This window comes from Paenibacillus luteus (assembly GCF_006542765.1).
Lineage (GTDB): Bacteria > Bacillota > Bacilli > Paenibacillales > Paenibacillaceae > Pristimantibacillus > Pristimantibacillus luteus.
This window is the reverse complement of record NZ_SKCD01000021.1, coordinates 21,482-41,892: the sequence shown is the minus strand read 5'-3', so window position 1 is coordinate 41,892 and position 20,411 is coordinate 21,482. Positions and strand designations below refer to the sequence as shown.

The following is a 20,411-nucleotide window of genomic DNA, read 5'->3' as shown; positions in this document are numbered from 1 at the left end:
TGTAAGTCAGTATAGTATCCTTTTGCATTTCATTATCGGCTGTTATAAATAAAAGCCCAGGGCATTTGCCCTGGACTCACTTAAATTACAGGAAATTATATCCGTAGGCTATACATTCGCTATATTTCTCGGAATGAAACGCGTCGCGCCGCCAAAGGACGGCGATAGCCTTTTCACCTTGGCTTAATAATAAGCAAAGCAATTTAATTATGGAATTCCTGCCCATCATGAACCGCTTTGACAAAGCCTGCGCGGATAACGTAATCTCCGAAATGCTCGCCGGATTGACGCTCCTTTGCGTACTGATGGATAATCGGCTTCAAGGTGTCGAGAATTTCGGTCTCGTCAATATTTTCACGGTAGAGCTTATTCAGCCTCTCGCCAGCAAAGCCAGCCCCCATGTACATATTGTATTTGCCTAACGATTTGCCGATAAAGGAAATTTCGCCGAGTGCTGGTCTAGCGCAGCCATTCGGACAACCTGTCATACGGATATTGATTTCCTTGTCGCGGAGTCCGGCTTCATTGATAATAGGCTCCAGCTTGTCGATCAAAGTCGGCAGGTAACGCTCGGCTTCCGCCATGGCAAGTCCGCAAGTCGGCAAAGAAACACAAGATAGAGAGCTTCTGCGCAGGGCAGAATGCTGCGTACCATCCGTTAAGCCGTACTGCTCCGCCAATTCGGAAATTTTACGTTTCTTCTGGCTGCTTACACTGCCAATAATGAGATTTTGATTCGGCGTAATCCGGAAATCGCCAGTATGAATCTTTGCAATCTCGCGCAAACCGGTCATTAGGTTATAACCGTCTTTGTCTTCAATGCGCCCGCTTTGAATGTACAACGTCAAATTCCATTTGCCGTTACTGCCCTTCAGCCAGCCGTAACGGTCGCCGTTGTTATCGAATTGATAAGGACGGACTTCCTCAAGCTGCCAACCAAGACGGTTTTCAAGCTCTGTTTTGAACCATTCGATTCCATGGCGGTCGATCGTATATTTGAATCTTGCATTTTTACGAATGGAACGGTTTCCGTAATCCCGTTGAATCATGACCGTTTTCTCCGCAAGTGCCACAATGCGCTCAGGCGTACAGAAACCAATGACTTTACCAAGCTGCGGATAAGTCGTAGAATCGCCATGCGTCATCCCCATGCCGCCGCCAACAGAAATGTTGAAGCCTTTCAGCTTCCCATCTTCTACGACAGCAATATAGCCGATATCCTGTGAGAATACGTCTACGTCATTGTGAGGAGGGATTGCAAATCCGATTTTAAATTTACGCGGCAAATATACCGGCCCGTAGATAGGTTCAACCTCTGCCCCATCTTGTTGACCATCAATCACTTTCTCTCCGTCAAGCCAGATTTCATGATAAGCGCGAGTCCGCGGCGCCAAGTGGTCATTCACTTGACGAGCCCAGTAGCTCACCTCTTCATGAAGATCGGATTGAAACGGATTCGGACTGCACATCACGTTGCGGTTAACGTCCCCGCAGGCTGCAAGTGTAGTCATCAGCTCGCTGTTGATTTTTTGCAGCGTCGGTTTCAAATTCCATTTGAGGATACCATGCATTTGGAAGGTTTGACGAGTCGTCAAACGCAGCGTGCCGTTTCCGTACTTGTGTGCCAGTTCATCCATCGCTAGCCATTGATCAGAGGTGGCAACGCCGCTAGGCAAGACCACCCGAATCATGAATTGAAATGCGGGCTCCAGCTTTTGCTTCTCACGTTCATTCCGCAGGTCTCTGTCGTCCTGCATATAACTCCCATGAAATTTCAACAACCGATTGTCATCCTCAGGCAGACCGCCTGTAATCGGATTTCTCATCGTTTCAACCAGTGCGCCGCGCAAATAATTGCTTTCGATCTTTATATGCTCTACCTCGCTTGGCGGGCCGCCGATCGGCTTAACCAATTGCTCTTTTGCCATTGTTGCTGTCTCCTCTCGCAATCATAAACACACTCATGCTGATTATTTATCTATTAATAAACGTCACGCTGATAGCGCTGTTCCTGCTGTAGATTTTCAAGGTAAGCCGCTGCTTCCTCCGTGCTCAAACCGCCTTCTTGTTCAATGACGGTGAGTAGAGCCGTATGCACGTCATGGGCCATATGCTTCTCATCGCCGCAAATATATACATATGCTCCTTCTTGCAGCCATGCAAACAGTTCACGGCTTTTCTCCAGCAAACGGTGCTGAACGTATACCTTTTCTTCTGTATCGCGAGAGAATGCAACATCAAGCTTCGTAAGAACACCGTCTTTCAGCATTCTCTGCCAATCCGTCTGATAAAGGAAGTCTGTCACGAAATGACGGTCTCCATAGAAGAGCCATGATTTCCCTTCTGCGCCAAGCTCCTCACGCTCTTCAAGAAATGCGCGGAATGGCGCTACGCCAGTGCCTGGTCCAACCATAATGATCGGTGTCTCTGGATTAGCGGGCAGCTTGAAGTTCGGATTTTGTTGAATGTAAATTGGCAAGCTGTCGCCTGGCTGCACGCGTTCCGCGCAATGGATGGAGCATACGCCATAACGATCGCGGCCATGCGATTCGTAACGAACAGCACGAATCGTGAGGTGAACTTCATCTTCATTCGCTTTAAAGCTGCTTGCAATGGAATATAGACGCGCTGGCAGCTTTCTTAGAATAGCAACCAAGCTGCTTGCAGACGCCTGCCATGGGGCAAAATCCTGTACCAAATCAAGCAGATCCCGTCCGTTGATATAACTTTTGAGCTCTTGCTCCTTGCCTGGTGCAATAAGCTCCCGCAAACCGGCATGCAGCGACAGCTCCGCCGCTTGTGTAAGCAGTGGTTTTGTTAATGCCGTAATTTCATAATGCTTAAGCAGCGCTTCTCTGAGCGAGCCTTGCTCGCCATTTTTGTTAATGGGAACGATTTCCTCCGGATTCCAGCCAAACTCTTGAATGATCGCATCAACGAGTGCAGGATGGTTTTCTGGATATATGCCAAGGCTGTCCCCTGGTTCGTATTGTAAATTGGAGCCTTCCAATGACAGCTCCAAATGACGGGTTTCCCGATCTGAGCCGCGGCCGTTCAGGTTTAAATTGGCCAGAACCTCTGCTCGAAATGGATTCGTACGCGAATAGGCAGATTGCTCAGCTGCAATATCGTTCGCTAGATCTGTAGCCGCAGCTGCAAGAGCCGCTCCTGATACTGCATTGACGCGATTGCCCAATGAGTTAAGCACTTGCGCAGACCAGCTTGCCACCGGCTCATCATAATCCAGGTCGCAGTCCACACGCGGAGATAGCCGCTTGCCGCCAAGCTCTTCCAGCCGCTTGTCAAAGTCTTTGCCCGTCTGGCAGAAAAACTCATAGGACGTATCTCCAAGCGCCAGGACGGAGAAATGCAGATTCTCAAGCTGTGGCGCTCTCTTGCTATAGAGAAACTCGTGGAAAGCCCGTGCGTTATCTGGCGGTTCGCCTTCACCGTGAGTACTGACGACAAGCAGTAAATTTTCAACTTTCTTCAAGCCATTAGTCTTGAACTTGTTCATGGCTGCTAGAGTGACTTGAAAGCCCTGCTCTTCCAGCTTGCGCCCAAACCCCGTTGCAAGCCGTTGGCAGTTGCCAGTTTGGGAACCAAACAAGATCGTAACTTCCTTGGATACGGCAGGTTGGTTAATTGCAATTACGGTCTCTGCAGCAGCTGGAGCCGCTGCAATTGCTTGGATTTCTGAAACGGCTGGAGCCGCTCCAGCCGACGCTTGGCTGGCAAATAAATAACCGGTAAGCCATACGCGCTGAGACTCGGTCAATGTGGGCAGGAGGCGATTTAGAAGCTCGGCCTGCTCTTGGTTAAACGGACTGTTCGTTACCTGAAGTTGCAACAATATCCACCTCTCATAAACATAAAATCATCAACATTTCGTTTCCTCTGAAAAAACCATTACAATATTACTTAACCTAACATAATCAGACAAATCCTTCAACGCTGTCCACGAGTCTTCAAAATCCCATATTTATGCAATTTGGCGATATTGCTCGTGAAAATAAAGAAATCAGGGCAATTTGCCCTGATTTAAGATGGTTTATCAGAAAAAATGATCGTTTAGATATAAAAAAATGATAGATGAATGACTTGATATTTTTGGCGAAAAAAGCTAAATGAAAATGGTTCTCGGTGATTCTCTTACAATTCAGTGGTTATTGGCTTTTTTTATAAAATAATAAAATAAAATAGTGCAGCAAGCGCAAAGCGGTAATAGGCAAACCAAGAAAGCTTAATTTTCTTCATCATGTTGATAAAGGTCACAACGGCAATCATCGCGACAATGAAAGCAGCGATAAGACCAATCAAGAACAGAGGCAGGTCAGCCATGGTCAGAAACTCTCTGCTTTTGAGTAAATCGATACCGCTCGCTCCTGCCATGATGGGAACCGAGACGATAAACGTAAACTCTGCGGCCGCCTTCTGACTCGTTCCAAAAAGCATGCCGCCGGATATCGTCGAGCCTGAACGCGAGAATCCCGGCCAAAGCGCAAGCACCTGGAAGCAGCCGATCGCAAAGGCTTGCTTATATGTGATATCATCAAGCTCTTCGGCTGCGGGCTTTCGCTTCACCCGATCGGCGATAATCATCAGAATGCCTCCCGCTACGAGCCCGATGAGCACCGTCTGCGGGCCAAACAAGTATTGCTTAATGAAGGAATGCAGCACAACCGCGAAGACGCCCGCAGGAATCATCGCCAGCAATACATGAAGGGCATTCAAGCCTGAACCTTTGCTTATCTTGAAGTTAAGCAGCTTGGCAAACCGCTTTCGATAGAGCACCAGCACAGCGAGTACAGCACCAAATTGGATGACCACCTCAAACGTCTTGGCCCGGTCTCCCGTGAATTTCAGCAGCTCTGCCGTTAAAATCAAGTGTCCGGTTGACGAGACGGGCAAAAACTCGGTCAATCCTTCCACGATCCCCATGATAATGGCATTAATTAAATCCCCCAACACCCAGGCCCCCTCATAAATAGACTAAAATTCGGCTTCTCATACAAGCCTATGCATGTCCGTAAGCGCTAATCTCACTTTCGCTCAAATCCGTTTGGATTTCGATTTTTCGAATGCGATTATCATCTCGCTCGCGTATGATAAAGGTCATATTATCATACGTCCATGGCTCCCCTACGGGAAGCTCTGGCTTCTGGTTGAACAGCCATCCACCAATCGAATCCACGTCTTCACTGTCCAAATGTGTCCCAGCCGCTTCATTCCAGTCACTGATCGAGGCTTTTCCATTGACCAAATATCGCTGCTGCTCAATGATTTCGATTTCCTTCACCTCATCCGCGTCAAACTCATCGCGTATTTCGCCAACGATCTCTTCGATGATGTCTTCGATCGTAATCAAGCCCGCGGTGCCCCCGTATTCATCGAGCAATATCGCAATATGCACTCGTTCCTGCTGCATTTTTCGGAGCAGCTTATTGATGGGTATAACCTCTGGAACGGACATGACCGGCTGCAGCAGCTTGACCACCTCAACATCGCGGTCGGTATCATAGCGCAGAAAAAACTGCTTCGTGTTCAAGATGCCAATGATGTTGTCCTTGCTGCCCTTCGCAACCGGAAAACGGGTATACTGCTCCTTCTTAATGATTTCAAGGTTTTGGTCACGAGTAAGGTCAGTAAATAAACAAACCATATCCGTGCGCGGCACCATAATCTCACGCGCCAACCGTTCATCGAAATCAAATATCCGGTTCACATAGCCATATTCGCTTTTATTGATTTTGCCGCTCTCATAGCTCTCGGATAAGATGATGCGGATTTCTTCTTCAGAATGGGCTTCATGCTCGCTTGTAGGCTTTAATCCCAGAAATCGAACCAAACCGTTAGCGGAGCCGTTGAGCAGCCAAATGAAAGGATACATCACCTTATAAAAAACGACAATAATGGGCGCCGTCCATTGGCTGACTTCCTCCGATTTAATAATCGCCAGCGTCTTAGGAGCTAGCTCGCCGAGCACCACATGCAAATACGTCACGATTAGAAACGAAATCACGAACGACAAGACCGAGCTCAGTTCGCCTTCGATATGAAGACGGTCAAAGATGGGATGCAAGATCTGCTCCACGGTGGGTTCACCCAGCCAGCCGAGACCAAGCGCCGTAATCGTAATGCCAAGCTGGCAGGCGGATAAATACCCGTCCAGTTTGCTTGTCACTTGAAGAACGGCTCTAGCGTTCTTCGCTCCTTCTGCTACCATCTGATTAACCCGGCTTGAGCGCATGCGAATAATCGCAAACTCCGTTGCTACGAAGAATGCAGTAAATACAAGCAATAGTGCGAATAGAACGAGCTTTAAAACCATCGTATTCTCCCTTTTGGCAACGGAGATGCGATTAGTAGCCTACCTCAACCGACGCGTTTACGATATAGATCAAATCGTTTTTGTCGTCTTTATCGGGCAAAACCACACCGCTAGTCGTAAGCATGCCGCCGTCGAGCAGCTCTACAGTCACTTGACCGTAAGGCAGCACTGTTTTGACCTGCTCCACATCAAGCAGCTCATGGTCACAAGGAAGCGCAAGCCTTACCCGCACCTTCATCTGATCCAGCGACCCACCCGGAAGCAGCGACCGCAGTCCCGGCATCGAGTTGTGGTGAATGGCGTTTTGTACCGCACGTACCGATGCCTTCGTAATATTTTGACCGTGCAGATCGCACCCCATGCCTATTTCTATAAAAAATAAGTTGTCCACTTAATTATCCTCTCCCTTATTCCAGCATTTGATACATGCTCGCAAGTTTACCATGGCACATCATCGTTATTTGTTGGACTCTCGCCAGCCGGCGTGTAGCTATAGCCAGAATCAGCGTCTTCTGCCGGTTTACGGCTGCCGATTCGCGGCATCACATCGACCAAATCCAGCGGCTGCACAAGCTCTACCGGAGACATGCCCTTCTCGAATTGAAACGCATCGCCTTCAATGACAACCACATAACGGCCGTTATGCTTGGCAAAATGAATCGCGGCTCCAAAGTCGGCAAGCAGCCCCTTTACGGTTACATCGTCCAGCTTAAAGGAAAATTGCAAATCCGGCTTCTGCTCGACGAGCGCTGCCGCTGCCACCTCAACCTGCTCAGGTGTCCACCATTCCTGTAATTCCCGCTTTTCGCTCGCAGCCCAGACCTCGACCGCATTCTCCTCCTCGCGGCGCTCGCTGCTCTCGTCCTCTTGCCATTTGTCGGCAATGAATTGATGGACCATCTCAACCACCTGCTCGCCTATCACTTCCGGCAATGGCTTCTCATAAGAGACGTATTTCAAGAAATCCTCGAAATAACGAGCATGTGAGGCTTGGTGAATTTTCACCTCCCAGTGCTCCAGCATTCCTTCCTCCGGCATATGCGGGTATTGGATCGACTTGATGCTGCGAGCGCTTATCGCCATCTCTACTTGGGAAATCAGGCTCTTCTCATCGGAAATTCTAGCAATCTTAGGTTCAAAGTCGCACTTGAGAAGAAACAAAAACGGCTCGTCAAAATACGTATTCAGCTTGGATAGAGCAATAATAAATGCCCCGCCCCTAACCGCGCTTGTATCCATGTAAATCCGGACAAGCTCATCTGCTATGCCTATGAACCTCTCCTTCGAATCTGCGTCACGCAGGCGCTGGAACAAATTATAGTTCTGGTTGCTGCCCAGCTCATAGCCGGGCTCGACCATGAAGCGGCCGATTTTCGTCGGCGCTCCGGCAGAGTTCGGATTGCGCTCCACCTTCCTCTTCACGATCCGCTTGAACTCATCATCCAGAAACCGTTGTATCTCGCTATCCTCGTAAGTATCCTCCTCCAGCGTTTGATAATGCTTGTAACGCTTGCCTGAGGAGGCGGCACTCTCCTCTCCATCGGTATGAATGACGAAAAAAGATAAATATTGCAGGTTAAAATCCACGTTTACTATTCCTCCAAGCTGACTAATTTCATCTCTTTAGAATAGCATATCTCGTCCCTTCGCGACATCAGGCGAGAGAACCTCGCGCGGTTGTGCCGCTGAACAAGGATACAGGGCAAATTGGCAAAAAAAGCATAGGCAAACACAGCTATTATGCCCCAGCCCTCATTCCAAAGGATGAACAGGGGGGTCATTAGCAGCATGCACCAATGGGCCCATTCGCCGCGTCTCGTTTCCTTGGTGAATTGCTGCAAATAGGAAAGCGTGTTTGTCTGAAGCTTTTTTTTGGTAAATCCACCCTTCAACCATGCTCCTCCATCGGGGAGCCAGCCCTTCCAGCGGTTTATCCTTAAAATACGACTATATATTTTCCCGTTTCGCTCGATCGGAAGAAGCCTAAGCAGCCCCTGATCCCGATGAAACCAACGGTCAGGCAATTGAATGAACACGAAACTGATCAACAGAGGCAGCAGTGACAACCCTCCGATATTCATAACCCAGACGAAATAAGCCGGCAGCTTAAGGAACATCGATCTGCCTCCCTTTCCACGAAACTTTGCGTTTAACAAACGAAAGAATGAAAGAGTAAAGAAACACGGCTGCAAAAAATAGCATATAGGCTGGATAAAAAAGCTTCGTATACCATTTGAACGTTCCGCTTAGCTCAAGGCCTCTTGCGACTGTCCAAACTCCGAAAGTGTAAAGGACAAGCGAAGCTAACCAATCTGCTGCATCCGGCAAAGCGGTCATGGAGAACAAACGAATTGCGGCAGAAGCAAGCCCCGAGAACCATAAGATCACAAGAAGCAGCATCGCAAAAGGTGTTGATCCAGCGCCAAGTCCAATACTCTTGGACCAGCCTTGCACAATAGGCCTCCAGCCTATCGGATACATTCGAAACTGCAGCAGTCCTTTGCCGAGAAGCAAGCGCGATGATGCGCCAGCAGACTTGAATTGTTTGCCCAAATGGACATGTTCCAAAATTTCCGATCGTACTTTCTCATGGCCACCCATCTCAAAATACTGCTCCCTGCTGCAAGCCGCACAAGGACCGAAGCCATCGGTACGCATCGGGAAGACGCTTCTCGTTCCGGAGCCCGCCGTAATGACGAGATTAAAGAAAGCGGAGCATTGCTCACGGAAGGATGGCACGTCATGCCCAGGCTGAACCGTAATCAGTCCATCCGTTTGGTGAAGCTGTTCATGCATCTGCTCAAGGAATTGCGGCATAGGGTGGGTATCTGCATCGATAAAGACCAGCCATGCCCCTTTGGATACGTTAGCCCCCTGCCAGCAAGCCCATGATTTTCCGATCCAGCCCTGCGGCAAAGGCTGTGCCTTGTGTACCGCAACGCCATAAGCGGCAGCAGTCTCAGCTGTAGCATCCTCCGATCCGTCATCTACCACGATGATCTCATACGGAAGGCGCGTCTGCTCCATAAGCAAGGGCAGCAGAATAGGCAAATTATGTGCTTCATTACGCGCAGGAATGATAACCGAAACCATCCCCTCTTGTTTTGCGCTATGATATTCATCCGACACCGCTCCGCTTACGTCACTCTCCGGTTTAGTACTTTTCTGATTCGCGAGCCAAGCTGGTTGAAAAAGCAAAAAACCGACCGCTATGCAGGCGGCATCCCAAAAATAAAGAATCATAGGGCAATATCTCCTTTTAAGGTTAGAAGCTAACGAGCAAACTCTATGAAACCATAAATCATTATGATTTATAATGAGCGGATTAAAAGTTTTCAGATGTACCGTATTTCCTGACGCGAAAGCGTACACACTGGGATTAATAGGAATTAAATGGGGGTATGAATCTATTATCAACCATTTTAGCTATTTCAAATCAGGAGGAATATAGGATGAATAAAAAAGTTATCGTAATTGGAGGCGGGTTAGCTGGGCTATCAGCTGCCATTCGGCTGCGTGCTGACGGTCATGACGTGCTCGTGCTGGAAAAAAACGAAAGGGCCGGCGGCAAGCTAAATATTCGCGAAGGCGCGGGATACCGATTCGATACCGGCCCTTCCATATTGACTATGCCGTGGGTACTGGAGCAGCTGTTCGCTTCTGCAGGCAAAAAACTGGAAGACTATATGACTTTAAAGCGGGTCGAGCCGCAGTGGCGCGCAAAATATGAGGATGGGACTGAGCTGGACGTGCTAGGCGACCTACCAAATATGCTTGCGCAAATCGGTTCGCTGTCACCGGATGACCGGGATCGCTTTATCCGTTATGTGGACTATTGCCGCCAGCAATATGAACTTAGTTTAAAAAGCTTTTACAGCCGCTCGATTACGGGCATTTCGGATATGCGCCAGCAGCATTCCTTGAAAGAGCTTCTGGCGATGGATCCATTAAAATCAATGGCTCAAAAAACGGAGCATTATTTGCGGCACCCGCATTTGAAGCAGCTCTTTAACTTTATGATTATGTATATTGGCTCATCGCCATACGCAGCTCCTGCAGCCTTGTCTCAGCTCATTTACGTTCAAATGGGGCTTGGCATTTACTATGTCGAAGGCGGCATGTACAACATTGCCAGAGGCATGCTTCGTTTACTAGTTGAGCTCGGCGTGGAGGTAAGGACAAATAGCGAGGTGCTGGAGATTATTGCGGAGAACGGCCGGGCCACGGGTGTCCGCTTAGAAAACGAGACGATAGCCTGCGACCTGGTTGTGTGCAATCTGGAAGCGGTGCCTGCTCACAAAAGCATTCTCGGGTCCCAGCCGCAAAGCGCATCGACCATAAAGAAGCTTGCCAAATACGAACCCTCCGTGTCAGGGCATGTCATGCTGCTTGGCGTGAATCGGTCCTATGGCAACTTTAAGCACCATAATTTCCTTTTCTCCAAACGGCCAGAACAAGAGTTTCACGATATGTTTGTCAGCAAGAAACCATCGGCTGACCCGACCGTTTATGTCGGGATCTCATCCAAAAACGACCCGTCGCAAGCGCCAGCCGGCAAAGAAAATTGGTTTGTCCTAACGCATGTGCCACCGCTTCGGGAGGGAGAAAATTGGGCGACCTATCAAGAAGCCTACCGGGAGCTTGTGCTGGATAAGCTTGAACGGATGGGTGCACAGGATCTAAGAAAGCATATTGAATGGGAATACCAATTTCTTCCGAATGACCTTCAATCGCTTTACGGCTCCAACGGAGGCTCCATTTATGGCGTTGTAACGGATCGCAAGCTGAACGGAGGCTTCAAAATCGCATCTAGAAGCGCCATGTTAGGCAATTTATATTTTGTCGGCGGCTCCACTCATCCGGGAGGCGGCGTGCCAATGGTCACGTTAAGCGGACAATTGACGGCCGACCTCATACGCGAGGATTTGCTGAAACAAGATGTCATTTAATTCGTTTCATACGGAACAGGCTGATAACGGTAAGCAGGCGTGCGCTCGATATCATTGTAGCTGCGATGCCAAATGCCGGTGGTTGCGGGAGACATTGGCGGAATGAGCCATGACCAGCGGCCCGTCACCTCCCTGCCTTGCTCCTGCTCTTGCCTCTCGAAACGAAGAAATTGCTCTGCAGCCGTATGATGATCGACAATGCTAACGCCGTGCTTCTTGAACGAATGAAGCACGGCTATATTTAATTCGGTCAGCGCACGATCCTTCCACAGGGAGGTATTTGTTGACGTATCGAATTGGAACAGCTTGGCTACCGCTGGCAGCTGGTTATACCTATCGCTGTCAGATAAATTTCGCGCCCCTATTTCTGTCCCCATATACCAGCCATTGAACGGTGCTGCGGCATATCGAATCCCGCCGATTTCAAGCTCCATATCCGCGATAAACGGAACGGCATACCATTGTAATTGGAGCTCTCCGAAATTCTCGTGCACGGGATGAGTTAAGCGTACCTCCAGAACCGTTTCCTCCGGCAAAGGATACCACTTCGGAGCGCTACCTTCCATTTGCACAACCAAAGGCAGCACATCAAAGCGAGTTCCTGCCCCCTTCCAGCCAAGCTTCTCGCAAGCAGCCGTGAATGCAACCGATGCGGAGTCGCCAACAATCCCTTCGTCTTTGGCATAACCTGCGTAACGAACGAGCTGGTGGTTCCAAATTCTTAAGCGATTAGCCGCATGGCTTGCCGGGAATATCGTAATCGCCGGCCGGACGCGCCCGTGATTCGTCGCATAGCTCATATGCTTGAAGATACGGCTTGCTGCGTCAAGCTCATCCTTGACATCACGGGCGTCAAATACCTCTAGCGTTTGCCAAAACAGTCGTCCGATGCAGCGGTTGTTGTTCCGCCAAGCCATTCTCGCACCATGCTTGATCTCGTCATAGGTATGGGTATAGCTGCCTGTTCGTTCGATTTCTAGCAGCGCTTCGTTTATGCGGAGCTTAGCCTCTTCCTCGCTCCTCCCCAGCTCAAAATAGGCTTCGCCTAGAAATGAGGTCGCTTGCTCCTCCATGGTCTTGTTTTCTGTCGTTATCATCCTGATTTCTCCTCGTTCTCCGCCAGCTTTATGAGCACTCTGCGCTTCCTGTAAAGCATCGTGGCTGCCTCTGCCACATCATTCAGCATGCCGCGATTAATAAATGCGCCAAATAACATGCCTGCGACCGGTATCATTTGAAACAGCTTTTTCCATCCGAAATTATCACGGTACACGGTCACGACCTCGCGCCACCCTTGCAATTGGGATAGCATTTGATTGCTGCGGCTGGCAGGGTCATAGGCGCCAAGCTCCTCAAGAATCGCTTTTTTCCCAACGATATCTGAAGAAGCGAACTGCATCACCTTGACAGCAAATACGCGTTCTTCTTTGACCTTAGGATCAAAGCCGTAACAGACCGCGATTTCCTGAATAATTTTGAGTGAAAGTCCAAGTACGGCCGGAATGTCAACGGCTAACGTAAAGATGCCGCCAATTCCCGTGGTTGCACCCTGAAGCGTGGCCATTGCCGAGCGGCTTGATGATAGCTGCGCTGCGCTTTTGTTCATGGCCGCTAACGGCATAGCTGCCAGATCGCCAATCGTAATAGGTTCATTCTTGTCTATGTTTAGGCTCTGCTCTACATCTGAATTTCGGTGCAGCCGTTCGATTACCGAGCGTTCGGAAATGAGATATTTGCCGCCGGTTTGAATATAGCTGCCGATTTCGTCTACGGCCTGACCAATCTTCTCTTGAATGAACTTTGGCGTTACCTTATCCAATAACATGAAGGGCAATCGGCCGAGCTTCTCCCAAAACCATAAATCCTTCTGATCTTTTTCCCATACTTCGATTTCCAGTAAAGCTGCTTGCAATTGCTCTTGCGTATCGATGCCCGTCCCCATTTTCTTATACACGCTCCTTATTCGCTTGTAATACGCGTACAAACGACAAATGGATTCGTTGTTCACATTATTGTTCCAAATGAATGGTTCGTAAACAAAAAAGAAATAGGAGAGCATTCTTGCCGGGCACTCTGAGCGTCAGCATATAGCAATAACCGCTGCGGTAATCGCAGCGGTACGCCTTTTAAGTATAGCTGAATTAAGAATGATCTGCCAGCAGCGAAGTAAGCGTGCCACGGTAGAACAGCTTCAGCTTATGCAGGGCACGAGTACACCCCACATACAGAAGCTTAGCATCAAGAGGCGTATACGCTTGCTCGCCGGCATCAGCAACCAACACGGCATCAAATTCGAGCCCTTTCGATAAATAGACGGGAACGACTGACAATCCACCGCCGTAAGCAGGTTGTTTGCTCTGTACGAGCGAAGCATCAAAACCCTGTTTTACCAAATATTCATAAATTTCTTCGCATTCAAGCGCTGTACGGCCGATAACCGAAATGGTCTCGTACTCGCCCTTTGCCTGCCATTCACGTACTGTAGCTTCAATGCTAGCGAGCCATTTTTCTTCCGGCGCATGCTCCGCAAGCACTTCGTCGCCGCTGCGGAACACGGGTACGGCAGGCTTGACACCGCCAATCATGCTGCCTAATATTTTGTTCGCAAATTCGATAATTTCCATCGTGGAGCGGTAGCTCCGGTTAAGCTCATAAAAGCCAATTTGCTCTTGTTCAAACAAAGCCGTAAGCTCATCCCAGCTCTGCACGCCGGCATAAGCATGAATCCCCTGCTGCAAATCGCCCAGCACCGTCATGGAAGCGGTTCTTTGACAGAGCCGCAGAACCTCTAGTTGAAACGGCGAGTAATCCTGCGCTTCGTCAATAACGATATGGTCGAACGCCTGCTTGGGCAAGCCGAACAACTGAAGCTGAATGTAAGCAAGCGGCGCCAAATCCTCAGCGGCTGCAAGCCCCTTCTTCAGCCTATCGGCAGTTGCCGCGGCGACGGGCTTAGGAATGCCTGCTGCGAGCTGTTTCCCGCTGAATAAGGACGCGTAAAGTTGAACGGAAGTGTAGGACGGTATTTTTTTCGTATAGCTGTTGAACTTGGCCAGTGCCTTCGCACGGACTTTCTTGTCCGAAATGCCTTTCATTTTAAGCTCGGACTCAAACCAGCGGCGAATGCGGCTAACTAGCCGATCCCGTTTCTTCATCAGTGTCTCTTCACCATAATCCGTGTCATACCATTCGCGCATTTGTTCAGGTGTTAGCTCAAGCCGATCGATCGGGATAAAAGGAACCGTTGGCACAATTCGCTGCTCAAAGTCAGCAATCCGATCATCGACGATGGCTTTGAATGCCAGATTGCCTTTGAAGCGCCCGGAAGCATGCTCGATCTCGTCAGCAGTCCGGCGCTCCTCGAACCAATATGCCATCGTATCGGCAGGATCACTTACAGCGATCGTTTTCTCAAGAAGCTCAATTGACCAGTCGCTAAAGGTTGTTTGCTGAATATCGCCTACCCCAAGCTCGGGCAAAACGCCGGATATGTAATCCAGGAACATTCGGTTAGGCGCGAAAATAATCATGCGCTCCGCACGCATGCGGTCTGCGTACTGATAAAGCAGAAATGCGAGCCTGTGCAGCGCAACCGTCGTTTTCCCACTGCCCGCAACTCCCTGAATGAACAGTGCTTTATTCCGGTCCGCACGAATGATACGGTCCTGCTCGCCTTGGATCGTTGATACAATGTCACGCAGCTTATTATCTTTGTTCTCGCCAAGCCGGTATAACAGAAATTCATCCGTTACGGAGCCTTCCTCTTGTCCACGAGTATAGCTGTCAACCAGCCGGACAATTTCGCCTTGGCGAATCATAAAGTTTCGTTTCAGATGTACAAATCCTTCGATTTCCCCGTCCGGGGATTCATAAGAGGCTGGCGCTTCACCGCCGGTAAAAGAATAAAATACGCTAGCTGCCGGTGCGCGCCAGTCGATTACAAGCAGCTCATTGCTGCCTTTTTTGGCTACGCCTGCTTTGCCGATGTATAACGGTTTTTGCTCTCCGGCAGGCAGCTCCTGAAAATCGATGCGTCCGAAATAGGGCTCCCGTTTGGAGATTTCAAGTCTGAGTCTCCGTTCCTCTTGCTGCAAGTCGAGCATTTGCTCTGTGAAATCGTCACCTTTGTAACGAGGCCCAATGTCCTGCAGCTGGTTTAAAATATCACGCAGCGCTTCCGTTAAGCGAGTCTGCTCTTCTTGATAGGCACTTTGAACTGTCAAGTCAGTTACCTCCTAAGTTTAGTTGTCAAAAAAAAGAGAAGCCCCAATATACCATAGGATAGCTTCTCAACGCAATCAAGAGTTTGCCGTTATGCCAATCAGCCAAATCGCTCCAATGAGGAGCAGTACATTTAAACCGAATAAAAAAGGAATGCCAACCGTAAACGAACGGTGCATCGTCTTATGGCGCCATACTTTCATTGCTATCCACGTTCCGCCAGCCCCACCTATCGCACTAAGCGTAAACAACCGTTTCTCGGGGATGCGCCTGCGGTGTTTCCTAGCTCTCTGTTTGTCCAAACCCATAATTGCAAAGGTATAGCCGTTTATGAACAGTAAATAAATGATTAATATAGATAAGGCAGTAACCATGCCACTCATCCTCTCTAGCTTTGGAGCTCTGATGCCCAAGCCCTCATGGAATCCGTTAAAATTTACGAGGCTTGGCCCGATTTGTCGGAACAGCGGCATACGGATCATCCGGCCAAGAATGCTTAGGATATCTGCCTTTCAAATCCTTCTTCACTTCGAAATACGCATTCTCCCAAAAGCTTCGCAAATCGCGCGTTACCTGCACCGGCCGCTGCGATGGGGACAATAAGTGAAGGGTGACCGGCAGTTTGCCCCTCGCCAATCTTGGCGTGTCCTTCATCCCAAACAGCTCCTGTAAGCGAACGGCAAGCACGGGTGATTCTGGGTCGCTGTAATCTACCGGGATACGTGAGCCGCTAGGGACAACGATATGAGTGGGCACCTGCTCGTCCAACTCTTGCTTTTGCTTATAGCTGAGCCTGCCCTCGAGTAGTTGCGCCATTGGCAGCCTCTGCAAGTCTGATCGGCTCTTCATGCCGTAAATATGCGGCTTCAGCCATTCATCCACAGTATCTAAGAGCGCTTCGTCCGTAGCTGACGGCCAGTCTTGGCCAGCTAGCGCCATCAGTTTCATTCGCGACTGCAGCTGCTGCGCTTGCTTGCTCATCGGCAGCATCGCAAAGCCTTCTTGGCGTATAGCTGACAAAAGCGTTTCTGCCACCTGGCTTTCATCCGGCTTCTGCAGGATGGTTTCCTTCAGTACGATCGTGCCGAGCCGCGTACGCTCCCGTGCGCGAACCGCTTGTGCTGACGAATCCCACTCGACTGCTGCTTCCGTTGTCACATAAGAGCTCAAATGGGCATTCAGATCTCCTAACTCAAGCTCTGTCGCGAGCCGTATTCGGCTCTCCGTACCGGCATCATCAAGCTCGCAGGCAGCAAGAAATGGCGATCTTGACAACGGCTGCAGCTCAGGCAGCACGGCTCCTCTTCCGTTTGCCAATAAATAACGTCCGTCGCTTCGACGCTGGGCAATCCGATCGGGATAGGCAAACGCCAGGAGAACGCCAATAGGAGGCTTATCTTGGCCTTGGCTTGCGGCCTGCGCCTTGGCATACTGTGCGGCTGCTCTTTCCCATTGATCCGCCTGGGCTGCGATGCGGTATGCGAAGGGGACGCTTGGGTGATCTCCTCTGCCGTCCATTCTGGACTGCTGGTTTCGCCCCGTCAACCGGTGCAGCAGCTCCAGCCGAAGCTGCACATCGACATTGCGCTCTTGCGGGAGCAGATCCTTGTCGCTTAGCAAAGCTGCCAGTTCACAAGCTTCCCTAAGCATACCGAAATCGGAAGCTTTTAGGATCATTGCTCCAAGGCGCGGATGCAGTCCGAACTGCGCGATTTGCACACCTGCTGCTGTCGGTTTCCCGTCCGCTTGAACAGCGTTCAACTGCCTCAGCAGCGAAATAGCTTGCTCGTATGCCGCAGTTGGCGGCGCGGTCAGCCAATCAAGCTCCCGAGGATCTTGAATTCCCCAGACCCCTAGCTCCAATGCAAGAGAGGCAAGATCCGCTTCCAAAATCTCAGGCGTGCTTTGCTCCGGCAAATAAGGATGTTCAAGCTCGGTCCACAGCCGGTAACAGGTGCCTGACGCTGTCCGTCCGGCTCTACCGCGTCGCTGATCTGCCGATGCGGCGGAGACGGGGACCGTCTCCAGCCTAGTCATTCCCGTTCTCGGCGAAAAGCGCGGAATGCGCATCAAACCGCTATCGACAACGATCTTGATGCCTTCGACCGTCAAGCTGGATTCTGCTATGGACGTTGCAAGAACGACCTTGCGGTTTCCTGGTGCGCAAGGAGCGATGGCCGCATCTTGCTTCTCCAGCGGCAAGCTGCCGTGCAGCTCCTCCACTCGGATATTAGCTGCAAGCCCGGACCCTGCCAGTAATCTGGCGGTACGGCGGATTTCGGCAACACCCGGGAGAAAAGCAAGCACGTCGCCCTCATGTGCGAGCAGCGCTTCAACAATGGTACGTGCCATGACCGGCTCAATCGGGCCAGCTCGCCTTGCTGCTGCATACTGGGTTACAACCGGATACAACCGCCCTTCGCTCCGGACCACGGGAGCATCCCCAAGCAGCTCGGCAATCGGCCCTGCTGCAAGCGTAGCAGACATCACAACCAACCTTAAATCCTCGCGAAGCAACTGCTGAGATTGCAAGCAAAGAGCAAGGCCTAGATCGCCGTGAAGATGGCGCTCATGGAATTCATCAAACAGCACAGCACCCACCTGTTCAAGCGCCGGGTCTTCCTGCAGCATTCGTGTCAGTACACCTTCCGTGATAACTTCAATTCGCGTTCGCACGCTAACACGAGAGTCGAGCCTAACCCGGTATCCGACGGTTTCTCCGGGCTGCTCGCCTAACATCTTGGCCATAAACTGGGCTGCTGAGCGTGCAGCGAGCCTGCGCGGCTCCAGCATGAGGACTTTTTTGCCTGCAAGCCATGGCTGATCAAGCAGCGCCAACGGAACGCGCGTCGTCTTGCCCGCTCCCGGTTCAGCAACGAGTACGGCATTGTTAAAGCTGCGCAGCGAAGCCAGCAGCTCGGGCAGTACAGCGTCAATAGGCATTTGCGTTGGTTTCATGCTGGTTGCTCCTTTATGTTGTTCCATCTTATTTTACGATGCGCAGCATTTGAACAACTGGCCTGTTATCCCCAGGCAGTGAAGCCTCACTGCTCAGCAGTTGAGAGGAGCCGTCACCATCAAGAAAGATTCCGTCTATAAGCTTACCGTCTCCGATGCTGTCGATGATAGCTTCGCGAAATATCGACAACGTGCCCTTTGTTTTGCTAACGACTAAATATAAATTGCCTGCATGGTCATAAACAGCGGCGGAGCGCAGCCGATCGTCATCCGGGAATGGCGCATTTTCAACAGCAGCTTGCTGAACCCAGTCCGCATCGCTGCCAAGGCTCATGCTGATGCCGCCTTGGGCCCAAAAACGCGTATGGTCCTTCACCTTGAGCTCCGAGGCTTTGCTTGCAACTTGTACGCTTAAGGCGTCTGAGGCCCCATCCCACACAAGCGTGCCGCGTGCATATTTTACATTTTCCGCGCCAGTACCGTAGCTGCCAATCTCTTTGTTGACAGGCAGGCTATTGACCACGCCAATGCTAAGCAGCTGATTGCCATAAAAGAATCCGCCATTAATGCCTACTTTGTTTGTAAGGGTAACGTTATTGTTAATCGTCTCCAGCGTCACATAGGCAGCCTTTGTCTTAAGCACATGAAGCTCCATGCCGTTTGCCGAAGTCTCCGAAAAGTATGTATAATGAAGTGCTTCCTCCAGCTTTGGGGTATCCATCGCCGAACGATTGCCAAGCGCGATAATCATGAAATAAAGCATGACGCCCAAAACCATTAAAATGCCTGCTAATATCCCGCCGACCGCGAACCACCGTTTCCTGCCCATGGGGGCACGTTCTTTCATGTCCATTTTTATTTAATCCCCTTAACTAACCTCATTTAAACCAACCTTTCGTCCGAAACCATGCATACATCGATAGTCCGATGACCAGCATAACGGTGATCGTTGCAAAATACCCCCAGCTCCATTCAAGCTCAGGCATATTGACGAAGTTCATTCCATAAATGCCTGCCAAAAAGGTTAATGGCATAAAGATTGTCGTGATGACGGTAAGAGTTTTCATAATCGAATTCATCCGGTTCGAATTGAATGATATGAAACTGTCCCTCAAATCAGCCGTCATCTCTCTGCTGGAATCCATCATTTCAGATAGCTTGATCAAGTGGTCATAAATATCATGATAAAAAGCCAAATAAGGCTTCAGCCCGATAATGCGGTCCGTATTGGTCATCCGATATAATAAATCGCGCATCGGCATGATCGTTTTCCTAAGCCGCAGCAGCCTTGACCGAATATTGAAAATATCGCTCATCATCGTTTGGCTGCGTACCTCATCGTTTCCGATTTCCATATCCAGCAGTTGGTCCTCCAGTTCGTGTACGGCAGGGAAATATTGATCCACCAGCTTGTCAATGACGAGATATGCCGCAAAGAGCTGTCCGGTCTCCCCGATTTTCGCGCTGGCCATCAGCTTGCCCCGCGCTTCATTGATTTCCGGCGAAGGCTGATAATGAAACGTTACGAGAAAATGAGGACCAATGAACATATTAATTTCATTTACGGTTAATGTCTTCCAATCCACCTCATGAAGCACCAAAAAATGCACGTCATCATAATGGTCCATTTTAGGCCTCTGCAGTAAATGGTAGCAATCTTCGATCGCTAGCGGGTGAAAATGAAAGAACGTATCCAGCAGCCGGCATTCCTCTTCCGACGGGTTGTCAAAATCTACCCAGTACCAATCCAGCTCTGGCAATTTGAGATCCTCGAAGCTCAAATCCGACCGCCATTCCTTTTGTTTGGTATAACCATCTATTCGAATCAAGAGAACACCTCCATTCTGAACACCGCATATTCCTTAGGTAAAGCCAATGATTCGACTTATCCATTTTACACGAAAAAACGACGATTGTAATGCCAGTTCATTCCCGGGCGTATTTTGGGTGGA

Annotated in this window: 16 protein-coding genes; 1 reads left to right on the top strand and 15 read right to left on the bottom strand. The window is 49.9% G+C overall.

Features of this window, described 5'->3' with window-relative positions:
- Window positions 1-203: 203 nt before the first annotated feature.
- From cysI to E0496_RS16360, 8 genes are all read right to left on the bottom strand, one after another.
- Window positions 204-1,928, bottom strand: coding sequence for an assimilatory sulfite reductase (NADPH) hemoprotein subunit (gene cysI / locus E0496_RS16395; protein WP_141502859.1), 1,725 nt, complete (start codon window positions 1,926-1,928; stop codon window positions 204-206).
- A gap of 53 nt (window positions 1,929-1,981) precedes the next feature.
- Complete coding sequence (locus tag E0496_RS16390) at window positions 1,982-3,850, bottom strand: assimilatory sulfite reductase (NADPH) flavoprotein subunit (RefSeq protein ID WP_141502927.1); 1,869 nt, start codon at window positions 3,848-3,850, stop codon at window positions 1,982-1,984.
- 329 nt (window positions 3,851-4,179) lie between these two features.
- The gene (bacA, locus tag E0496_RS16385; RefSeq protein WP_139998606.1) at window positions 4,180-4,968 is read right to left on the bottom strand and encodes an undecaprenyl-diphosphate phosphatase; all 789 of its coding nucleotides are present in this window, start codon (window positions 4,966-4,968) and stop codon (window positions 4,180-4,182) included.
- A 49-nt stretch (window positions 4,969-5,017) separates the two neighbouring features.
- Window positions 5,018-6,331 carry a hemolysin family protein gene (locus E0496_RS16380; protein ID WP_141502858.1) on the bottom strand — a complete coding sequence of 438 codons (1,314 nt, stop codon included), beginning with the start codon at window positions 6,329-6,331 and terminating at the stop codon, window positions 5,018-5,020.
- Between the two features lie 31 nt (window positions 6,332-6,362).
- The gene (locus E0496_RS16375; RefSeq protein WP_141502857.1) at window positions 6,363-6,722 is read right to left on the bottom strand and encodes a Lin0512 family protein; all 360 of its coding nucleotides are present in this window, start codon (window positions 6,720-6,722) and stop codon (window positions 6,363-6,365) included.
- 47 nt (window positions 6,723-6,769) lie between these two features.
- Window positions 6,770-7,918, bottom strand: coding sequence for a DUF3900 domain-containing protein (locus E0496_RS16370; protein WP_141502856.1), 1,149 nt, complete (start codon window positions 7,916-7,918; stop codon window positions 6,770-6,772).
- Between the two features lie 5 nt (window positions 7,919-7,923).
- On the bottom strand, window positions 7,924-8,448 hold the full coding sequence (locus E0496_RS16365; RefSeq protein WP_141502855.1) for a glycosyl-4,4'-diaponeurosporenoate acyltransferase CrtO family protein: 525 nt from the start codon (window positions 8,446-8,448) through the stop codon (window positions 7,924-7,926).
- A complete protein-coding gene (locus E0496_RS16360) occupies window positions 8,438-9,574 on the bottom strand; it encodes a glycosyltransferase family 2 protein (protein WP_141502854.1) in 1,137 nt (378 codons plus the stop codon). The genes E0496_RS16365 and E0496_RS16360 overlap by 11 nt, the downstream gene beginning before the upstream one ends.
- 209 nt (window positions 9,575-9,783) lie before the next feature.
- Between E0496_RS16360 and E0496_RS16355 the strand changes: the two genes are divergently transcribed.
- Window positions 9,784-11,280: a phytoene desaturase family protein gene (locus tag E0496_RS16355; RefSeq protein ID WP_141502853.1), complete on the top strand. Its 1,497-nt coding sequence runs from the start codon at window positions 9,784-9,786 to the stop codon at window positions 11,278-11,280.
- On the opposite strand, the gene E0496_RS16350 is transcribed toward E0496_RS16355, so the two are convergent.
- The 7 genes from E0496_RS16350 to corA form a co-directional block, all read right to left on the bottom strand.
- Entirely contained in the window at window positions 11,277-12,377 is a 1,101-nt protein-coding gene (locus E0496_RS16350) for a nitric oxide synthase oxygenase (protein WP_141502852.1), read from the bottom strand. The genes E0496_RS16355 and E0496_RS16350 overlap by 4 nt on opposite strands.
- Complete coding sequence (locus E0496_RS16345; RefSeq protein ID WP_141502926.1) at window positions 12,374-13,222, bottom strand: EcsC family protein; 849 nt, start codon at window positions 13,220-13,222, stop codon at window positions 12,374-12,376. The genes E0496_RS16350 and E0496_RS16345 overlap by 4 nt, the downstream gene beginning before the upstream one ends.
- Before the next feature lie 199 nt (window positions 13,223-13,421).
- Window positions 13,422-15,503 (bottom strand): HelD family protein, encoded by a 2,082-nt coding sequence (locus tag E0496_RS16340; RefSeq protein WP_141502851.1) that lies wholly within the window; start codon window positions 15,501-15,503, stop codon window positions 13,422-13,424.
- Between the two features lie 75 nt (window positions 15,504-15,578).
- Complete coding sequence (locus E0496_RS16335; protein WP_139998588.1) at window positions 15,579-15,875, bottom strand: DUF1294 domain-containing protein; 297 nt, start codon at window positions 15,873-15,875, stop codon at window positions 15,579-15,581.
- Window positions 15,876-15,930: 55 nt separating this feature from the next.
- Window positions 15,931-18,459 carry an ATP-dependent helicase HrpB gene (hrpB, locus tag E0496_RS16330; protein WP_141502850.1) on the bottom strand — a complete coding sequence of 843 codons (2,529 nt, stop codon included), beginning with the start codon at window positions 18,457-18,459 and terminating at the stop codon, window positions 15,931-15,933.
- Between the two features lie 28 nt (window positions 18,460-18,487).
- Window positions 18,488-19,312, bottom strand: coding sequence for a hypothetical protein (locus tag E0496_RS16325; RefSeq protein ID WP_141502849.1), 825 nt, complete (start codon window positions 19,310-19,312; stop codon window positions 18,488-18,490).
- Window positions 19,313-19,337: 25 nt separating this feature from the next.
- On the bottom strand, window positions 19,338-20,288 hold the full coding sequence (corA, locus tag E0496_RS16320) for a magnesium/cobalt transporter CorA (protein WP_141502848.1): 951 nt from the start codon (window positions 20,286-20,288) through the stop codon (window positions 19,338-19,340).
- Window positions 20,289-20,411 lie beyond the last annotated feature (123 nt).

Bases quoted from the DNA above. Each gene is read 5' to 3' on its own strand.
- E0496_RS16345 (WP_141502926.1), bottom strand. From the start codon at position 13,222: ATGGGGACGGGCATCGATACGCAAGAGCAATTGCAAGCAGCTTTACTG.
- E0496_RS16355 (WP_141502853.1), top strand. From the start codon at position 9,784: ATGAATAAAAAAGTTATCGTAATTGGAGGCGGGTTAGCTGGGCTATCA.
- hrpB (WP_141502850.1), bottom strand. From the start codon at position 18,459: ATGAAACCAACGCAAATGCCTATTGACGCTGTACTGCCCGAGCTGCTG.
- E0496_RS16350 (WP_141502852.1), bottom strand. From the start codon at position 12,377: ATGATAACGACAGAAAACAAGACCATGGAGGAGCAAGCGACCTCATTT.
- cysI (WP_141502859.1), bottom strand. From the start codon at position 1,928: ATGGCAAAAGAGCAATTGGTTAAGCCGATCGGCGGCCCGCCAAGCGAG.
- E0496_RS16360 (WP_141502854.1), bottom strand. From the start codon at position 9,574: ATGATTCTTTATTTTTGGGATGCCGCCTGCATAGCGGTCGGTTTTTTG.
- E0496_RS16380 (WP_141502858.1), bottom strand. From the start codon at position 6,331: ATGGTTTTAAAGCTCGTTCTATTCGCACTATTGCTTGTATTTACTGCA.
- E0496_RS16365 (WP_141502855.1), bottom strand. From the start codon at position 8,448: ATGTTCCTTAAGCTGCCGGCTTATTTCGTCTGGGTTATGAATATCGGA.
- E0496_RS16325 (WP_141502849.1), bottom strand. From the start codon at position 19,312: ATGGACATGAAAGAACGTGCCCCCATGGGCAGGAAACGGTGGTTCGCG.
- E0496_RS16335 (WP_139998588.1), bottom strand. From the start codon at position 15,875: ATGGTTACTGCCTTATCTATATTAATCATTTATTTACTGTTCATAAAC.